This is a genomic window from Enterobacter sp. PP-008-ECC_S150, assembly GCF_045257065.1.
Taxonomy (GTDB): domain Bacteria; phylum Pseudomonadota; class Gammaproteobacteria; order Enterobacterales; family Enterobacteriaceae; genus Enterobacter; species Enterobacter chengduensis.
The window spans coordinates 95,256-112,264 of record NZ_JBJHHG010000014.1 but is presented as its reverse complement, the minus strand read 5'-3'; the positions used below and the strand labels follow the sequence as shown (position 1 = coordinate 112,264).

At 56.5% G+C, this 17,009-nt stretch carries 16 protein-coding genes; 6 read left to right on the top strand and 10 right to left on the bottom strand.

The window, feature by feature from the left end; translation table 11 throughout:
- Window positions 1-25: 25 nt before the first annotated feature.
- Window positions 26-2,731: a preprotein translocase subunit SecA gene (gene secA, locus ACJBF3_RS16150; protein ID WP_045327728.1), complete on the top strand. Its 2,706-nt coding sequence runs from the start codon at window positions 26-28 to the stop codon at window positions 2,729-2,731.
- Window positions 2,732-2,788: 57 nt separating this feature from the next.
- The gene (mutT, locus tag ACJBF3_RS16145) at window positions 2,789-3,181 is read left to right on the top strand and encodes an 8-oxo-dGTP diphosphatase MutT (protein ID WP_045327729.1); all 393 of its coding nucleotides are present in this window, start codon (window positions 2,789-2,791) and stop codon (window positions 3,179-3,181) included.
- Window positions 3,182-3,214: 33 nt separating this feature from the next.
- Here mutT and yacG read toward each other — a convergent pair whose 3' ends face one another.
- The 3 genes from yacG to coaE are packed head-to-tail and all read right to left on the bottom strand — an operon-like array spanning window position 3,215 to window position 4,782.
- On the bottom strand, window positions 3,215-3,409 hold the full coding sequence (gene yacG, locus ACJBF3_RS16140; protein WP_032644071.1) for a DNA gyrase inhibitor YacG: 195 nt from the start codon (window positions 3,407-3,409) through the stop codon (window positions 3,215-3,217).
- A 9-nt stretch (window positions 3,410-3,418) separates the two neighbouring features.
- Complete coding sequence (gene zapD, locus ACJBF3_RS16135) at window positions 3,419-4,162, bottom strand: cell division protein ZapD (RefSeq protein WP_023310405.1); 744 nt, start codon at window positions 4,160-4,162, stop codon at window positions 3,419-3,421.
- Window positions 4,162-4,782 carry a dephospho-CoA kinase gene (gene coaE, locus ACJBF3_RS16130; protein WP_045327732.1) on the bottom strand — a complete coding sequence of 207 codons (621 nt, stop codon included), beginning with the start codon at window positions 4,780-4,782 and terminating at the stop codon, window positions 4,162-4,164. Before coaE ends, zapD begins: the two co-directional genes overlap by 1 nt.
- 228 nt (window positions 4,783-5,010) lie before the next feature.
- Between coaE and ACJBF3_RS16125 the strand changes: the two genes are divergently transcribed.
- Window positions 5,011-6,054, top strand: coding sequence for a GMP reductase (locus tag ACJBF3_RS16125; RefSeq protein ID WP_406545227.1), 1,044 nt, complete (start codon window positions 5,011-5,013; stop codon window positions 6,052-6,054).
- A gap of 43 nt (window positions 6,055-6,097) precedes the next feature.
- On the opposite strand, the gene hofC is transcribed toward ACJBF3_RS16125, so the two are convergent.
- From hofC to nadC, 4 genes are all read right to left on the bottom strand, one after another.
- A complete protein-coding gene (hofC, locus tag ACJBF3_RS16120) occupies window positions 6,098-7,282 on the bottom strand; it encodes a protein transport protein HofC (RefSeq protein ID WP_045327734.1) in 1,185 nt (394 codons plus the stop codon).
- Window positions 7,272-8,654, bottom strand: coding sequence for a type II secretion system protein GspE (gene gspE, locus ACJBF3_RS16115; protein WP_045327735.1), 1,383 nt, complete (start codon window positions 8,652-8,654; stop codon window positions 7,272-7,274). Before gspE ends, hofC begins: the two co-directional genes overlap by 11 nt.
- Window positions 8,655-8,664: 10 nt before the next feature.
- Window positions 8,665-9,102: a prepilin peptidase-dependent pilin gene (gene ppdD, locus ACJBF3_RS16110; RefSeq protein ID WP_045327737.1), complete on the bottom strand. Its 438-nt coding sequence runs from the start codon at window positions 9,100-9,102 to the stop codon at window positions 8,665-8,667.
- Window positions 9,103-9,276: 174 nt separating this feature from the next.
- Entirely contained in the window at window positions 9,277-10,170 is an 894-nt protein-coding gene (gene nadC, locus ACJBF3_RS16105) for a carboxylating nicotinate-nucleotide diphosphorylase (protein ID WP_045327739.1), read from the bottom strand.
- 87 nt (window positions 10,171-10,257) lie between these two features.
- Between nadC and ampD the strand changes: the two genes are divergently transcribed.
- Window positions 10,258-10,809 carry a 1,6-anhydro-N-acetylmuramyl-L-alanine amidase AmpD gene (ampD, locus tag ACJBF3_RS16100; RefSeq protein WP_045327740.1) on the top strand — a complete coding sequence of 184 codons (552 nt, stop codon included), beginning with the start codon at window positions 10,258-10,260 and terminating at the stop codon, window positions 10,807-10,809.
- A 9-nt stretch (window positions 10,810-10,818) separates the two neighbouring features.
- Window positions 10,819-11,673, top strand: coding sequence for a beta-lactamase regulator AmpE (ampE, locus tag ACJBF3_RS16095; RefSeq protein WP_045327741.1), 855 nt, complete (start codon window positions 10,819-10,821; stop codon window positions 11,671-11,673).
- An 18-nt stretch (window positions 11,674-11,691) separates the two neighbouring features.
- Here the strand turns inward: ampE and ACJBF3_RS16090 are convergent, their stop codons facing one another.
- The 3 genes from ACJBF3_RS16090 to aroP all read right to left on the bottom strand — a co-directional run bounded on the left by ACJBF3_RS16090 (window position 11,692) and on the right by aroP (window position 15,585).
- Window positions 11,692-12,642, bottom strand: coding sequence for a family 43 glycosylhydrolase (locus tag ACJBF3_RS16090; RefSeq protein WP_045327742.1), 951 nt, complete (start codon window positions 12,640-12,642; stop codon window positions 11,692-11,694).
- 10 nt (window positions 12,643-12,652) lie between these two features.
- Window positions 12,653-14,050: a glycoside-pentoside-hexuronide (GPH):cation symporter gene (locus tag ACJBF3_RS16085; protein WP_045327743.1), complete on the bottom strand. Its 1,398-nt coding sequence runs from the start codon at window positions 14,048-14,050 to the stop codon at window positions 12,653-12,655.
- A gap of 164 nt (window positions 14,051-14,214) precedes the next feature.
- Window positions 14,215-15,585 (bottom strand): aromatic amino acid transporter AroP, encoded by a 1,371-nt coding sequence (aroP, locus tag ACJBF3_RS16080; RefSeq protein ID WP_032644082.1) that lies wholly within the window; start codon window positions 15,583-15,585, stop codon window positions 14,215-14,217.
- A 537-nt stretch (window positions 15,586-16,122) separates the two neighbouring features.
- Between aroP and pdhR the strand changes: the two genes are divergently transcribed.
- Window positions 16,123-16,887 (top strand): pyruvate dehydrogenase complex transcriptional repressor PdhR, encoded by a 765-nt coding sequence (gene pdhR / locus ACJBF3_RS16075; protein ID WP_014882565.1) that lies wholly within the window; start codon window positions 16,123-16,125, stop codon window positions 16,885-16,887.
- Window positions 16,888-17,009: the final 122 nt, after the last annotated feature.

Here is a 17,009-nt window from a genome sequence, read left to right as displayed (position 1 = left end):
ACGCTGGGGCGTTTGAGAATTTATTATGCTAATCAAATTATTAACTAAAGTTTTTGGTAGTCGTAACGACCGTACCCTGCGCCGTATGCGCAAAGCTGTTGCCGTCATCAACGGTATGGAACCGGCAATGGAGAAGCTCTCTGATGACGAGCTGAAGGCAAAAACGGCGGAATTCCGTGCCCGTCTGGAAAAAGGCGAAACCTTAGAAAGCCTGATCCCAGAAGCGTTTGCCGTGGTGCGTGAAGCAAGTAAGCGTGTATTCGGCATGCGTCACTTCGACGTTCAGCTGCTGGGTGGTATGGTGCTTAACGAGCGCTGCATCGCGGAAATGCGTACCGGTGAAGGTAAAACCCTGACCGCAACGCTGCCGGCCTACCTGAACGCGCTGACCGGTAAAGGCGTTCACGTTGTGACCGTCAACGACTATCTGGCGCAGCGTGACGCCGAAAATAACCGTCCACTGTTCGAATTCCTCGGTATGACCGTGGGTATCAACATGTCCGGCCTGCCTGCGCCAGCCAAGCGCGACGCGTATAACGCCGATATCACCTACGGTACCAACAACGAATACGGCTTTGACTACCTGCGCGACAACATGGCGTTTAGCCCGGAAGAGCGCGTACAGCGTAAACTGCATTATGCGCTGGTGGATGAGGTGGACTCCATCCTGATCGATGAAGCGCGTACCCCGCTGATCATCTCCGGCCCGGCTGAAGACAGCTCCGAGATGTACCGTAAGGTCGACAAAATCATTCCACACCTGCTGCGTCAGGAGAAAGAAGACTCCGACACCTTCCAGGGTGAAGGTCACTTCTCCGTTGATGAAAAAGCCCGTCAGGTGAACCTGACCGAACGCGGTCTGGTGAAAATTGAAGAGCTGCTGGTCGCTGAAGGCATTATGGAAGAGGGCGAGTCTCTCTACTCCCCGAGCAACATCATGCTGATGCACCACGTGACCGCCGCGCTGCGCGCCCACGCGCTGTTTACCCGCGACGTCGACTACATCGTTAAAGACGGCGAAGTGATCATCGTCGATGAACACACCGGCCGTACCATGCAGGGACGTCGCTGGTCTGACGGTCTGCACCAGGCTGTAGAAGCCAAAGAGGGTGTGGATATTCAGAATGAAAACCAGACGCTGGCGTCTATCACCTTCCAAAACTACTTCCGTCTGTACGAGAAGCTGGCGGGTATGACCGGTACTGCTGATACCGAAGCGTTTGAATTCAGCTCTATCTATAAGCTCGATACCGTGGTCGTTCCAACCAACCGTCCGATGATCCGTAAGGATATGCCGGACCTGGTCTACATGACCGAAGCGGAAAAAATTCAGGCCATTATTGAAGATATTCGCGACCGTACGGCGAAAGGCCAGCCGGTTCTGGTGGGGACCATCTCCATCGAGAAATCCGAAGTGGTTTCCAACGAGCTGACGAAAGCGGGTATCAAACACAACGTTCTGAACGCCAAATTCCACGCCAAAGAAGCGGACATTGTTGCGCAGGCGGGCTATCCGGCTGCCGTGACCATCGCCACCAACATGGCGGGTCGTGGTACCGATATTATGCTGGGCGGTAGCTGGCAGGCTGAAGTGGCGGAGCTGGAAAACCCAACGCCAGAACAGATTGCCCAGATCAAAGCCGACTGGCAGGTGCGTCACGACGCGGTTCTGGCTTCCGGCGGTCTGCACATTATCGGTACCGAGCGTCACGAATCCCGTCGTATCGACAACCAGCTGCGCGGCCGTGCGGGTCGTCAGGGGGATGCCGGTTCATCCCGCTTCTACCTGTCTATGGAAGATGCGCTGATGCGTATTTTCGCCTCCGACCGCGTGTCCGGCATGATGCGTAAGCTGGGGATGAAGCCTGGCGAAGCGATTGAGCACCCGTGGGTGACAAAAGCGATCGCTAACGCACAGCGCAAAGTGGAAAGCCGCAACTTCGATATTCGTAAGCAGCTGCTGGAATATGACGACGTGGCTAACGATCAGCGTCGTGCAATCTACACCCAGCGTAACGAACTGCTGGACGTGACCGACGTGAGCGAAACCATCAACAGCATCCGCGAAGATGTGTTTAAAGCGACGATTGATGCGCATATTCCACCGCAGTCTCTGGAAGAAATGTGGGATATCGAAGGCCTGCAGGAACGCCTGAAAAACGACTTTGACCTCGATCTGCCTATCAAAGAGTGGCTGGATAAAGAGCCTGAACTGCACGAAGAGACCCTGCGCGAGCGTATCTATGAAACCGCGCTGGACGTTTACAAGCGTAAGGAAGAGGTTGTTGGCGCAGAGATGATGCGTCACTTCGAAAAAGGCGTGATGCTGCAGACGCTGGACTCCCTGTGGAAAGAGCACCTGGCGGCGATGGACTACCTGCGTCAGGGTATCCACCTGCGTGGCTATGCGCAGAAGGATCCGAAGCAGGAGTACAAGCGTGAATCCTTCTCCATGTTTGCCTCTATGCTGGAGTCACTGAAATATGAAGTGATCAGCACCCTGAGCAAGGTTCAGGTGCGCATGCCGGAAGAAGTGGAGGCGATGGAGCAGCAGCGTCGTGAAGAAGCTGAACGTCTGGCACAAATGCAGCAGCTGAGCCATCAGACCGACGACAGCGAAGCCGCAGCGGCGATCGCCGCGCAGACCGGCGATCGTAAAGTGGGGCGTAACGATCCGTGCCCGTGCGGTTCCGGTAAAAAATATAAGGCGTGCCACGGCCGTCTGAGCTAGGTTTATAAAAAAACAAAAAGGCGCAGAAATCTGCGCCTTTTTTATGGAAGTGACACTATGAAAATACTGCAAATTGCCGTCGGGATTATTCGCAACCCGCAAAATCAAATCTTCATCACCCAGCGCGCCGCCGACGCCCACATGGCAAATAAGTGGGAGTTTCCTGGCGGGAAAATCGAATCAGGTGAAACGCCGGAAGAGGCGCTGGTTCGTGAGCTTCAGGAAGAGGTGGGGATCACGCCGCTTGGCGCAACGCTGTTTGACAAACTTGAGTACCAGTTTCCGGACAGGCACATCACGCTGTGGTTCTGGCTGGTGGAAAGCTGGGAAGGTGAACCCTGGGGTAAAGAAGGGCAACCTGGGGGCTGGGTTTCGCTTCATGCAAGTGATGCCGAAAAATTTCCTCCGGCAAATGCACCCGTTATATCCCGACTGACGGACAACCTGTAGGCCTGCTAAGCGAAGCGCCAGCAGGCTTTCAAGCTATCGTTGCTCTTCGCTCCAGTCGTCGCTGTCCGAGAGATCGCCTTTACTTGGAATGCGCTTCTCTTCCGCCGCCCATTCACCGAGGTCGATTAGCTGGCAGCGCTTGCAGCAAAACGGGCGGAACGGACTCACTTCGCCCCAAACAACGGTTTTGCCGCATGTTGGGCAGCTTACGGTGGTGACATCAGACATCGGCACTCCTTAACAACAGGCCAGTTCAAAATCGAGACGTTCCGGCACGGTGCCATTTTCACTGTCGAGCGGCATAAAGCGAATAGCAAAGCGGCTCTTGTGCCCGGAAATCTGTGGGTAAAGCTGTTCGCCAAGAGACAGGTTGAGACGCAGAAGATCGGCATCATCACCGTTATCCTGGAAGAAACCATTCAGGCTGGTTTGCTTGCGGAACGGCGCAGAGTTACGGATCAGATCGAGGATCAGCGATAGCGTCTGGTGCATGGGCTCCAGGCTTGCCAGCCAGCTGTTAACCTGCGCGTCACGCTGCGCCTGTGGCATATGTAGCCACATGTGCAGGGTCGGCAGGTCAAAACTGCAGCAGCCACCGGGGATGCTAAGACGCTGCCGCACCAGGCCAATCAGGCGGTCTTCACGCAAAAACTGCCCAACGCGCGGCGCGGCCATCAGGACAGCGCTACTGCTTTTTAACTGCTGGCGAAGCGCGTCGATACGGCTCTGATCTACCCCGGGAACTTCTGTCCATGCCTGCAATTTACGCTGCTGGCGCTCCAGCTCTTTAAGCAATTCCGTGCGGACATCGCCGCGTTCAATCACATCCAGCAGATCGCCTACGTTGCGGAAGAAGTGCAGCGCCGTAGCGTGATCGTTAACAGGCAGATGTTGTGAAAGCTGTTGGATTAGGAATTCGATGCGCAGCCAGGTGCGCATTTTTTCGTTGAGCGGATGCTCAAAAAGGATGTGTGTCGACATTATGGTTTTTCCTGTGCAACGGCCTGCGCGGCAAACGTCAGATACTGCGCGTGCAGACGGGCAACATCCGATGCAATGGCATCTGGTGCGCCGTTATTATCAATAACATCATCCGCTACGGCAAGGCGCTGAGCGCGCGTGGCCTGAGCGGCAAGAATTTGTTCAGCCTGTTCGCGCGAGACACCGTCGCGCGCCACGGTGCGCTGGATTTGCGTTTCAGGCGAGACATCAATGACCAGCACCCGATCGGCTTTATTCTGCAGCTGGTTCTCCACCAGCAATGGGACAACCCACATAATATACGGCGAGCGGGCTGCGGCAATCTGACGCTGAGTTTCCTGGTGGATAATGGGGTGGAGCAGGGCATTAAGCCAGGCTTTTTCCGCAGAATCGGAAAAAATGCGTTCGCGAAGCTGGCGGCGATTTAGCGTGCCGTCGGCGTTGATGATTGCCGAACCAAAATGGTCTTCGATGGCTTTTAGCGCGGGTGTATTCGGCTCTACCACCTGACGGGCAATAATATCGGCATCAATAATCGTGATGCCCAGACGAGAAAATGCGTCCGCAACGGTACTTTTGCCGCTACCGATGCCGCCGGTTAATGCGACGATATACCCCATTAAATCAAATCCTGGGAATTATTCATTTTTAAAATCAGTTGGTTGAATTTCAAACGTGCGTCAGCCATCGTTTATCCCTGATTACCGGCTTTTTACCAGGTAAATTTATAGGATTGTAGCGTAAAAAAAGAGAATTTCGCAGTCTTGCGGAGCAGGTATTAGTGCGTATGATAGCGTCACTGGAGTTGTGCTTTTAACATATTTGCCTCTAACCCCAGGAATCCGCACATGCGTATCGAAGAAGATCTGAAGTTAGGTTTCAAAGACGTTCTTATCCGCCCTAAACGCTCTACACTGAAAAGTCGCTCAGACGTTGAACTCGAACGTCAATTCACCTTTAAGCATTCCGGTCAGACCTGGTCTGGCGTGCCGATCATCGCTGCCAACATGGATACTGTGGGAACCTTTGAGATGGCAACCGCCCTGGCGCAGTTCGATATTCTCACCGCCGTGCACAAGCATTACAGCCCGGAAGAGTGGAATGCGTTTGTTGCATCCGCCTCTGCGGATGTGGTGAAGCATGTCATGGTCTCCACCGGCACCTCTGATGCCGATTTCGAGAAAACCAAACAGATCCTGAATGCGAACCCGGCTCTCAACTTCGTTTGTATCGACGTGGCTAACGGCTATTCCGAGCACTTCGTACAGTTCGTCAGCAAGGCGCGCGAGGCCTGGCCGACGAAAACCATCATCGCGGGCAACGTGGTGACCGGTGAAATGTGTGAAGAGCTGATCCTTTCCGGTGCAGATATCGTGAAAGTGGGCATTGGCCCGGGCTCCGTATGCACCACGCGCGTCAAAACCGGTGTGGGTTATCCGCAGCTCTCCGCCGTCATTGAATGTGCCGATGCGGCGCACGGCCTGGGCGGCCAGATCATCAGCGACGGCGGTTGCACCATGCCGGGTGATGTTGCAAAGGCCTTCGGCGGCGGCACGGACTTCGTGATGCTCGGCGGCATGCTGGCAGGCCACGAAGAGAGCGGTGGTACCGTGGTTGAAGAGAACGGCGAGAAATTTATGCTGTTCTACGGCATGAGCTCTGAATCCGCAATGACCCGTCACGTCGGTGGTGTGGCCAAATACCGTGCGGCAGAGGGCAAAACCGTGAAGCTGCCGCTGCGCGGTCCGGTTGAAAACACCGCGCGCGATATCCTCGGCGGCCTGCGCTCCGCCTGCACCTACGTGGGGGCCTCCCGCCTGAAGGAACTGACGAAGCGTACGACGTTCATTCGCGTTCAGGAACAGGAAAACCGCGTATTTAATAGCCTGTAAAGGCTTTCGCTGGCGCATGTCCGTGCGCCAGCACTGTTGGGCGTTAACCCGCGCTCATCGCATCCCCCAGGTGGAATATTGGCAGGTACATTGCCACCACCAGCGTGCCGATGATGACCCCCGTCACAATCAGAAGCACGGGTTCCAGAAGTGCCGCCAGGCTATCTGCTCGCTGAAAGGTCTGCTCCGTGTGATGCCGGGCGAGGTTTGCCAGCATCATGTCCAGCGTACCTGACATTTCTCCGGTTCGTAAAAGCTGAATACAGAGCGGGGTAAAGATGGCCGCCTTCTGAAAGGATGACCAGACCGGGTGGCCTTTCTCAATGTCCTCACGAACGCCTGCGAGTATTCCCTGCCAGTAACGACTTTCCACGGTCTCTTCCGCGCTCTCCAGGCCCTGTAAAAAGGGGATGCCGGCCTGCTGGGTGAGTGACAGCACGGTAAAGATGTGCCCCAGCTTCTGACCTCTCGCCAGTTCGCCCATCACCGGCGTATGCATCAGCATGCGCTGCCAGCGCGGGTTCTGCCGTAACGACCAGGCCGCGACTAAGGGGACGCATAACGCGGCGAGCAATGCAGGGGCATATGACTGCATAAAGGCGGCCATTCCCATGACCATCTGCGTCAGCAAGGGCAGCGGCGTGTTAAACGTTTTGTAGATCGCAGCAAACTCGGGCAAGACCAGGGTGACCATCGCCAGCACCACGACCACGGCCAGCGTCAGGACGATCGCCGGGTAGCGCAGCGCCTTTTTCACTTTCGCCCTGAGCTGCTGCTGCGCTTTTTGCTGCTCAGCGAGCTGGCTACAGCACGCCTCCAGTTTGCCTGTGAGCTCACCGGTTTTCACCATCGAGACATGCAGCGGGCTAAACACCGCAGGCCACTTTTTTAGCGATTCAGAAAATGGGGCTCCCTCGCTGAGCTCATCGGCAATGCTTTGCAGCAGCGCCTGCCACGGCTTTAACGGGTGTTGCTCTGCCAGCATCTGCAGGCTGTGGGACAATGTCAGCCCGGCCTGCAGAAGGGTTGCGAGCTGGCGAAACATCTCGTAGCAGTGATGTGGCTGCCAGCGGTGTCGCTGAGCGCATCGGGTCAGCGTCAGAGGATGAAGGTCGCTACGCATCAGCCAGATGAAGGCCGCATTGCGGTCCGGGGCCCAGAGCGTCCCGCTGCGGGGTTCTCCCTCTTGGGTGAGCGCTCGCCAGCGCCAGAGCTGATTAGCCGCCATTTGGCATTCCCAGGACGCGCACCAGCTCTTCGATCGTGGTCAGCCCTTGTTCGACGGCCATGCAGCCGTGTTCAAAAAGAGAAAGCATTCCCGCCTGCCGCGCGCTGGCCTCTATCACCTCTGTTCCCGCCCCGCTGGCAATCGCCTGCCGCAGGGCGCTGTCGATTGTGAGCACTTCAAAAATGGCCACGCGGCCATAAAAACCGTGATAGCAACGATCGCAGCCGGTGGGCTGCCAGCGCGGAAGCGGTCTGGACCATACGGCGCGCGGTAATTGAGCCTGCTCGCTGGCTTCCCGGCGACAGTGTGGGCACAGACGGCGGACCAGGCGCTGGGCAATGACCATCGATAGCGCGGAAGATATCATCCAGCGCGCGACGCCCATCTGCTCCAGGCGAATCAGGGTTTCCGTCGTCGAGTTGGTATGCAGGGTCGACAGCACCAGATGCCCGGTCTGGGCGGCATTGATGGCAATGTCTGCCGTTTCTCCGTCACGGATTTCGCCGACCATAATGATGTCTGGATCCTGACGCAGCAGCGCCCGCAGAACGCTCTGGAAGGTTAGGCCCGCCCGAGGGTTAATCTGCGTCTGGTTTAATCCGGCAAGGGGGATCTCAATAGGATCCTCCACGCTGCAGATGTTGACGTCTGGGGTGTTACGCGCCTGCAGCGCGCTGTACAGCGTCACGGTTTTGCCGCTGCCGGTAGGGCCTGTGACCAAAATTAGCCCCTGCGGCTGGTGAAGCACCTCATTAAAACTGGCTAACTGCTCAGCACTCATGCCAAGCGCCTTTGGCTCAAGGGCCTGCTGAACCTGATGCAGAAGACGCAACACGATTTTCTCGCCGCCGCTGCAGGGAAGCGTCGCGATTCGAAACGAGACCGGCGCGTCTGCCAGCTCAATCGTAAACTGGCCGTCCTGAGGCAAACGACGTTCTGCGATATCCAGGTTGCCCAGCACCTTTAAGCGTGCGCTGAACAGGCTGGCCAGCGAGGCGGATAGCGGAGGCTGGGGGCAAAGTACGCCGTCGATGCGTAAACGGATCTGGCATGCGTGCTCCATCGGTTCGATGTGAATGTCGGAGGCGCGTTGGTTGATCGCCTGCTGCAGCGTGTGGTTGAGGATGTCCACCGCGGAGCGTGCTTGTGAAGCGACGGGCAGATGCACTTGTGACGTTAACTGCCGGTGTTTTTCCATGCGTTCGGCGCTCCAGCACTCAATATCGATCCGTTTCTGGGTCGCGAAGCGAAGCGCCTCCATGAGTTCAGTCGCGGGGGTGCCCACCACGGCAATGCTCACTTTGTCACCGTCGCTGGTAAGCAGCAGAGCATGATGGCGCTGGCAAAGCGCGACGAGCTGGTCGGTATTCATTGTCCGCACCTCAGTTAGTGTCGAAGCGGAAAACGTCTTCGCAGGCCTGCTTCAGTGCGCTGTCAGCACTGGCATTGCAGACGCGCGTCCAGCCCGTCATCCCGTTGCCGTCGTTCCACTGTGGCGACATGACCACCTCAAGCCCGTTAAGGCTCTCCTGCCCCGTTAAGGTCACGATCCCTTTCGCCACGCTCATTCCTGAAACGTAGCGTGTGGTCGTGGGGGACGGAATGCCGTTGCTGCCCGCATCGCAGCTCGCCACGCCACCGTGGTCCAGCGCGCAAAGCTCGATGGCCGTGCGGTAGGGAACGAAGGTTTGCAGCATATCGGTCAGGGCTGCCTTGCGCAGGTAGTTCTGATAGGCGGGAACGCCGATGGCGCTCAAAATCGCAATAATGCCGATGACCACCATCAGCTCAATGAGTGTGAATCCTTGTTGTCTGTCCATATCCGCTCCTTTTGCAAAGTGGCGCTACTTTGTCAGCGGAAAAGAGCAGAAACGAGGGGCAAAAAAGGGAACGGGAAGGGCGCTTCAGAGAATTTTTTGAGGGTTACAGCGAAGAACAGCGGATCTGCGAGCGGGGCTGAAATTCCCCTCTCCGGGTGGAGAGGGGAGAAGGTGCTATTTGAAGCGCATTGAGAGGTCGAGGGCGCGAACGTGCTTGGTCAGCGCGCCGACGGAGATGTAATCCACGCCGGTTTCGGCGAATTCACGGATCGTGTCGAACGTGACGTTCCCGGACACTTCAAGCTGGGCCCGGCCGTTTGTCAGTTTTACCGCCTCGCGCATCTGCTCGGTTTCGAAGTTATCGAGCATGATGATATCGGCCCCGGCCTTAATCGCCTGCTCCAGCTCGTCCAGGTTTTCCACTTCCACTTCAACCGGCACGTCAGGGTGCAGCCAGAAGGCCTTCTCCACCGCCTGACGCACGGAGCCCGAGGCAATAATGTGGTTCTCTTTAATCAGGAAGGCGTCGGACAGGCCCAGACGATGGTTTGCGCCGCCGCCGCAGAGCACCGCATATTTAAGCGCGGTGCGCAGGCCCGGCAGCGTTTTGCGGGTATCCAGCAGCTGGGTGCGGGTGCCGGCCAGCAGGTCAGCGTAGCGACGCACTTCGCTGGCCACGCCAGAGAGCGTTTGTACAAAGTTGAGCGCGGTACGTTCGCCGGTCAGCAGGATGCGGGAGGGGCCGTCCAGCTCGAACAGCGGCTGGTTTGGCGTGACGGCATCGCCGTCCTCCACGTGCCATGTTACCTGCACATCATCGCCCGCCAGCTGCGTGAACACCTCTTCAACCCAGCGCTTGCCGCAAAAAACGCCCTCTTCGCGGGTGATAATGACCGCGTGCGAGCGCGTCTCTTTCGGCAATAATTGTGCGGTAATATCATTGTCGGCATTGACGTCACCGCCCAGATCTTCTTTCAGGGCATGGGCAACGCTTGCCGGAATATCCATATTAATACGTTCCAGAAGCGCTTCACGTCGGTGGTCGGGGTTGTAGCGGCGAGGCGGCATGATAAAACTCCAAATTGGTAACGAATCATAATATTGAAACATGCTACTCTGAACCGAGTAACAGCACCATACATAAGGAGTTCCAGCATGTTGTTAGAAAACGGATGGCTGGTGGACGCGCGGCATGTGCCTTCGCCGCACCACGATTGCCGCCCGGAGGATGAAAAGCCCACACTGCTGGTGGTGCATAATATTAGTCTCCCGCCGGGGGAGTTTGGCGGCCCGTGGATCGATGCGTTATTCACGGGAACGATAGATCCCGATGCCCATCCTTTCTTTGCTGAGATTGCCCATCTGCGCGTGTCGGCTCACTGTCTGATTCGTCGTGATGGTGAAGTGGTTCAGTATGTTCCCTTTGATAAACGCGCCTGGCATGCTGGGGTGTCGATGTATCACGGGCGCGAACGGTGCAACGATTTTTCTATTGGGATCGAGCTGGAAGGCACGGATACCACGCCCTACACCGATGCGCAGTATCAGCAGTTAGCGGCCGTGACCCGCACGCTTATCGGACGCTACCCGGCCATCGCCGACAATATTACGGGACACAGTGATATTGCCCCGACGAGAAAAACCGATCCCGGCCCGGCCTTTGACTGGCCCCGGTTTCGCGCCATGCTCACCGCGTCGTCAGACTAAGGAGATACCATGACGTTGTTTACCATGCTGCTGGTTATCATCGCCGAACGCCTGTTCAAGCTCGGCGAGCACTGGCATCTGGATCACCGGCTGGAAGTGTTATTCCGCCGGATTAAGCACTTTTCAATGCTGCGTACGCTGCTGATGATGGCAGGGGTGATGGTCATTACCTTCCTGCTGCTGCGCTCGCTGTACGGACTCTTTTTCAACGTGCCGCTGCTGGTGGTGTGGATCCTGCTTGGCGTGCTGTGCATTGGTGCGGGCAAGGTGCGTTTGCACTATCACGCCTACCTGAAAGCCGCCTCTCGTGACGATGCCCACGCGCGCGGCGCCATGGCGAGCGAGCTGACGATGATCCACGGCGTGCCGCCGGACTGCGACGAGCGCGAGTTCCTGCGCGAGCTGCAAAATGCGCTGCTGTGGATTAACTTCCGTTACTACCTCGCGCCGCTGTTCTGGTTCGTGGTGGGCGGCCCGTGGGGGCCGGTGTTGCTGATGGGGTATGCGTTCCTGCGCGCCTGGCAGACCTGGCTTGCCCGCTATCTGACGCCGCATGAGCGTTTGCTCTCCGGCATCGATGCCATCCTGCACGTGCTCGACTGGCTCCCGGTGCGTCTGGTGGGCGTGGTGTACGCGCTCATTGGGCACGGTGAAAAAGCGCTTCCCGCATGGTTCGCTTCGCTCGGCGATCGCCATACGTCGCAGTACCAGGTACTCACGCGCCTGGCGCAGTTCTCGCTGGCGCGCGAGCCGCATACCGACAAGATTGAAACGCCAAAAGCGGCGGTTTCAATGGCAAAGAAAACCTCGTTTGTGGTGGTGGTTGTTGTGGCGCTGCTGACCATTTACGGCACGCTGGTGTAGGCCAGCGCGCCGTAAAGATTAAAGCGAATCCGCAGGCGGGATGCCAAAATCAGGCATCCCGTTTTCGTCCCAGCGGACCCGTTTCAGGCGGGTATGACGGTTCGGATCGTACAGCGGATCGCCCTCAATTTCGGTGTAGTTCCGGGCGTGATACACCAGCACATCCTCCCCTTCCGGCGTTTGCGTGAAGCTGTTGTGGCCCGGCCCATACTGACGGTTTTCATAACTGGTGGCGAATACCGGACGCGGAGATTTGTGCCAGTTTGCTGGGTTTTGCGGATCGGCAGTCAGGTCTATACACAGTAGCCCCATGCAGTAGTTCTCATCGGTGGCGCTCGCGGAATAGCTGATAAACAGCTTATCGCCGTGAAACAGCACCGCCGGGCCTTCGTTGACCCAAAACCCGCGACACTCCCAGTCATACTCCGGCTTGCTGAGCATCACCGGCTCGCCTTTTAGCGTCCACGGGTTCGCCATTTCGCACAGGTAAAGGTTGGAGTTACCTGAGATATCCGGCGCTTTTTGCGCCCACAGGTACCAGCGCTTCCCCTGATGCACAAAGGTGGTGGCGTCCAGGGCGAAGGTATCAAAAGGCGTTTTGATCTGGCCTTTTTCCACCCACGTGCCGGTGAGCGGATCGCTTTCGGCACATTCAATGGCAAACATGCGGTGCTGGAACATCCCGAGCGCGTCGAGCGCCTGGGTGTGCGTCGCGGCAAAATAGATGTACCACTTCCCGTCGATGTGGTGCAGTTCCGGGGCCCAGATAAGCTGGCTCATTGGGCCGGCGTCCGGTTTACGCCAGACCACCACCTCTTCGGCATGACGTAAGCCCTCCAGCGAGTCAGCCCGGCGGATAGCCAGCCTGTCATACTCCGGCACGGAGGCGATAAAATAGTACTGCCCCTCATGGCGTAAAATGTACGGGTCGGCGCGTTGTTCAATAAACGGGTTTGGCCAGGTTTGCATGCAACTTTCCTTATTTTGTCTCTGCGGCTTTGAGTTCCTGATAAGCGTTCAGCTCGCGGTAGTTGGCGCGGCGTTTTTCCAGATCGGACTGGATCATCTTCATGGTTTCGCGGTCCACCTTCAGCAAACGCACCACGCCAGCGGTAACTAAGTATCCAACGCCGGGAATGACGGTGAAGAGCAGCACGATCCCGTTAATGGCCTCCGCGCTTTGCGCTTTTGCGCCCGCGTCGTAGCCGTACCAGGAGAGCAGGAAGCCGACCATCGCCCCGGCAATCGCCAGCCCCAGCTTGAGGAAGAAGATGTTGCCGGAGAAGCTGATCCCGGTGATGCGTTTCCCGGTTTTCCACTCACCGTAGTCGTCCACGTCGGCCATCAGCGACCAGTGCAGCGGAGACGGGATCTGGTGCAGGATGTTCAGCAGGACGTAGAGCACCACGATGGTGACGGTGGCTTTCGGGTCAAAGAAATAGAAGGCGGTTGAGAAAATCGCCAGCACGATATTGGTCCAGAAGAAGACCTTCAGCTTACACCAGCGGTCGGTCAGCACCTTTGCCAGCACGCTGCCAAACATCATGCCGATGACCCCCAGGCTGATAAACAGGGTGGCGAAGTGGGTGCTCTGGCCCATTACCCAGGTGACGTAATACATGGTGGCCGCCATGCGGATAAAGCCCGGACAGACGTTGCACAGGGTCAGCAGCAGAATGCGCACCCACTGATCGTTTTTCCACACGTCTTTCAGATCGTTTTTCAGCTCGTCGTGGGTCTGCACCGCCGGGCGCACGCGCTCGCGCACGGTGGCGAAGCAGAACAGGAACATACAGGTCCCAATCAGCGCCAGGACGGTCATCGCCATCTGGTAGCCTCTGGCTTTGTTCTCCCCGCCAAACCAGTCCGCCATCGGCAGCAGCGTTAATGAGAGCAGCAGCGTGGCGATGCCGACCAGCACGAAGCGATACGACTGGCAGGCGACGCGCTCTTTCGGGTCGTTGGTGATCACCCCGCCCAGCGAGCAGTAGGGAATGTTGATGGCGGTGTAGGTTAAAGAGAGCAGGAAATAGGTAACAAACGCATAGATAACTTTGCTGTTATAGCTCCATTCCGGCGTGGTAAACATCAGGATGCTGAACAGCGCGTAGGGGAAGGCGATCCACAGCAGCCATGGACGAAACCGGCCATATTTGCTGCGGGTGCGGTCGGCAATCGCGCCCATGATCGGGTCCGTTACGGCATCAATCACGCGGACAGAGAGCAGCAGCACGCCGACCAGCGCAGGGGCCAGGCCAAAAATATCCGTATAAAAATAGTTAACAAACAGCATGATGGCGCCAAAGATGATATTGCAACCTGCATCGCCCATCCCATAGCCGATCTTTTCTTTTACTGACAGTTTAGCGTTATCCATAGCCTGCTCTCCGGGTTTCGGTATGGAGAGAATTATTTGCTGGCAAAGGGATATATGCGTTGCAGTATTGGGGCGGTGATATGGATAAAAACGCTGTAGGAATGAAAGTGTGAGGGAGGTAACAACGCGCGGCACCCGCGAAAGCAGGCGCCGCGCAGAGAGGCTTAGTGGGCCTTCATGGCCTTACGGCTTTTTTGACTGAAGAGATAGCCCACGCCCAGGATCGCAATCCAGACCGGGATCAGGTAGACGGAAATCGCCATACCCGGCGTGATCAGCATGATCACCAGCACCGCCGCCATGAACAGCAGGCAGATCCAGTTGCCCAGCGGATAGAGCAGGGCAGGGAAGCGCGTGGTGACGCCCTGCTGCTGTTTCGCGCGGCGGAACTTGATGTGTGCCAGGCTGATCATCGCCCAGTTGATGACCAGGGCAGAGACCACCAGCGCCATCAGCAGGCCAAACGCCGACTCGGGAGCCATGTAGTTAATCAGCACGCAAAGGGCAGTCACGACCGCCGAAACGAGAATAGTGTTGACCGGCACGCCGCGCTTATCGACGTTGAGCAGCGCTTTTGGCGCGTTGCCCTGCTGGGCCAGGCCGAACAGCATGCGGCTGTTGCAGTATACGCAGCTGTTATAAACCGAAAGCGCCGCGGTCAGCACCACGATGTTCAGGGCGTTTGCCACAAAAGTGTCGCCTAGCTCGTGGAAGATCAGCACAAACGGGCTGGTGTCGGCGGTGACGCGCGTCCACGGCAGCAGGGAGAGCAGCACGGCCAGCGAGCCCACATAGAAGATCAGGATGCGGTAGATAACCTGGTTCGTGGCCTTTGGAATGCTCTGCTCCGGGTTGTCGGCTTCTGCGGCGGTGATACCCACCAGCTCCAGACCGCCGAAGGAGAACATGATAATGGCCATCATCATCACCAGGCCGGTCATGCCGTGAGGCAGGAAGCCGCCCTGTTCCCAGAGGTTGCGCACGGTGGCCTGCGGGCCGCCGTTGCCGCTGAACAGCAGCCAGCCGCCGAAGATAATCATCGCCACCACGGCAATCACCTTGATGATGGCAAACCAGAACTCCATCTCGCCGAACACTTTTACGTTGGTCAGGTTAATGGCGTTGATAATCACGAAGAAAGCCGCAGCAGAAGCCCAGGTAGGGATCTCGGGATACCAGAACTGAATGTATTTTCCGACGGCGGTCAGTTCGGCCATGGCAACCAGAACGTACAGCACCCAGTAGTTCCAGCCCGAGGCGAAGCCGGCAAAGCTGCCCCAGTACTTATAGGCAAAGTGGCTGAAAGAGCCTGCGACCGGCTCTTCAACGACCATCTCACCCAGCTGACGCATGATCAGAAAAGCAATGAAACCGGCAATCGCGTAACCCAAAATAATCCCCGGACCGGCAGACTGGATAACGGATGCGCTGCCCAGAAACAGGCCGGTACCAATCGCACCGCCCAGTGCGATGAGCTGAATATGGCGGTTTTTAAGCCCGCGCTTTAGCTGATCGCCGTGCTGTTGAGCTTCCATTTGAAACCTCGTGTGTGGTTGTTATGTTCACGCTGTGCGTGTGTAATTATGAAAATCCATATTCTGTATTTATTTCTTTACGGTTAACGAGACCGAAAAAAGCGGAGATGACTTCCGTAAGCGCCAGAATAGTGGTAAGCGCCTGCGAATGCACCTGCTTTATGAAGGGATGATGACGACTTGAATAAAAAGAAAGCATTTGTAAATCGGCCCGCTTATTCTTCCTAACCCAACCTATAGAATAGAAATGCGCTGTAAGCGGGCGAATTTTCAGTATTTGCCCTGTTGAATCGCTTCAGATTGCAAAAACCCTCGTTTCATTATGGTTAAAACTCCCTCTTTGTGAGTAATCAACTCATTTGTGCAAAGTTACATTTCTGAAACGTTATTTCTGTAAGGTTGTTAAAATGTGCAGGGTTTACTGATTTCAATCAAAACCAATATGGACAGAAGGTGAATACTTTGTTACTTTAGCGATACGAAATAGAAATTGGTAAGACCAATTGACTCCGGGCAAAAAGGCGTAAGACAGGGAATATGGCCTACAGCAAAATTCGCCAACCAAAACTATCTGATGTGATTGAGCAGCAGCTGGAGTTTTTAATCCTCGAAGGGACTCTGCGCCCGGGTGAGAAACTTCCGCCAGAACGCGAGCTGGCAAAACAGTTCGACGTTTCACGTCCCTCTCTGCGTGAGGCGATTCAACGTCTCGAAGCAAAGGGCTTGCTGCTTCGTCGCCAGGGCGGCGGAACCTTTGTGCAAAACAGCCTGTGGCAGAGCTTCAGCGATCCGCTGGTAGAACTTCTCTCTGACCACCCAGAATCCCAGTTTGACCTGCTTGAGACCCGTCACGCGCTTGAAGGTATTGCGGCCTATTACGCCGCCCTTCGCAGCACTGATGAAGATCGCGTGCGCATACGCGAACTGCATCAGGCCATTGAACGGGCACAGCAGTCCGGCGATTTAGACGCCGAGTCCAGCGCCGTCGTCCAGTATCAGATCGCCGTCACCGAAGCGGCCCACAACGTGGTGCTCCTCCATCTGCTACGCTGCATGGAGCCGATGCTGGCCCAGAACGTTCGTCAGAATTTTGAATTGTTGTATGCCCGTCGGGAGATGCTCCCACTGGTAAGCAACCATCGCACCCGAATATTCGAGGCGATAATGGCCGGGGAACCGGAGCAGGCGCGCGAAGCGTCGCACCGCCATCTGGCTTTCATTGAGGAAATCTTGCTGGACCGCAGCCGTGAACAATCGCGTCGCGAACGTTCATTACGCCGCATACAGCAACGAAAGGATTAAGCGCCAGGTACTTTTAGAGCGCGGCAACTAAACGCAGAACCTGTCTTATTGTGTTTTCTGACGAAAATACAATGGGACAGGTTCCAGACAAATCAACGTATTAGATAGATAAGGAATACCCC

Coding starts and splice junctions, on each gene's coding strand:
- coaE (WP_045327732.1), bottom strand. CDS start 4,782: ATGGGGTATATCGTCGCATTAACCGGCGGCATCGGTAGCGGCAAAAGT.
- ppdD (WP_045327737.1), bottom strand. CDS start 9,102: ATGGACAGACAACAAGGATTCACACTCATTGAGCTGATGGTGGTCATC.
- zapD (WP_023310405.1), bottom strand. CDS start 4,162: ATGTCGACACACATCCTTTTTGAGCATCCGCTCAACGAAAAAATGCGC.
- nadC (WP_045327739.1), bottom strand. CDS start 10,170: ATGCCGCCTCGCCGCTACAACCCCGACCACCGACGTGAAGCGCTTCTG.
- yacG (WP_032644071.1), bottom strand. CDS start 3,409: ATGTCTGATGTCACCACCGTAAGCTGCCCAACATGCGGCAAAACCGTT.
- ACJBF3_RS16090 (WP_045327742.1), bottom strand. CDS start 12,642: ATGCAAACCTGGCCAAACCCGTTTATTGAACAACGCGCCGACCCGTAC.
- ampE (WP_045327741.1), top strand. CDS start 10,819: ATGACGTTGTTTACCATGCTGCTGGTTATCATCGCCGAACGCCTGTTC.
- hofC (WP_045327734.1), bottom strand. CDS start 7,282: ATGGCGGCTAATCAGCTCTGGCGCTGGCGAGCGCTCACCCAAGAGGGA.
- gspE (WP_045327735.1), bottom strand. CDS start 8,654: ATGAATACCGACCAGCTCGTCGCGCTTTGCCAGCGCCATCATGCTCTG.
- pdhR (WP_014882565.1), top strand. CDS start 16,123: ATGGCCTACAGCAAAATTCGCCAACCAAAACTATCTGATGTGATTGAG.
- ACJBF3_RS16085 (WP_045327743.1), bottom strand. CDS start 14,050: ATGGATAACGCTAAACTGTCAGTAAAAGAAAAGATCGGCTATGGGATG.
- aroP (WP_032644082.1), bottom strand. CDS start 15,585: ATGGAAGCTCAACAGCACGGCGATCAGCTAAAGCGCGGGCTTAAAAAC.
- ampD (WP_045327740.1), top strand. CDS start 10,258: ATGTTGTTAGAAAACGGATGGCTGGTGGACGCGCGGCATGTGCCTTCG.
- ACJBF3_RS16125 (WP_406545227.1), top strand. CDS start 5,011: ATGCGTATCGAAGAAGATCTGAAGTTAGGTTTCAAAGACGTTCTTATC.
- mutT (WP_045327729.1), top strand. CDS start 2,789: ATGAAAATACTGCAAATTGCCGTCGGGATTATTCGCAACCCGCAAAAT.
- secA (WP_045327728.1), top strand. CDS start 26: ATGCTAATCAAATTATTAACTAAAGTTTTTGGTAGTCGTAACGACCGT.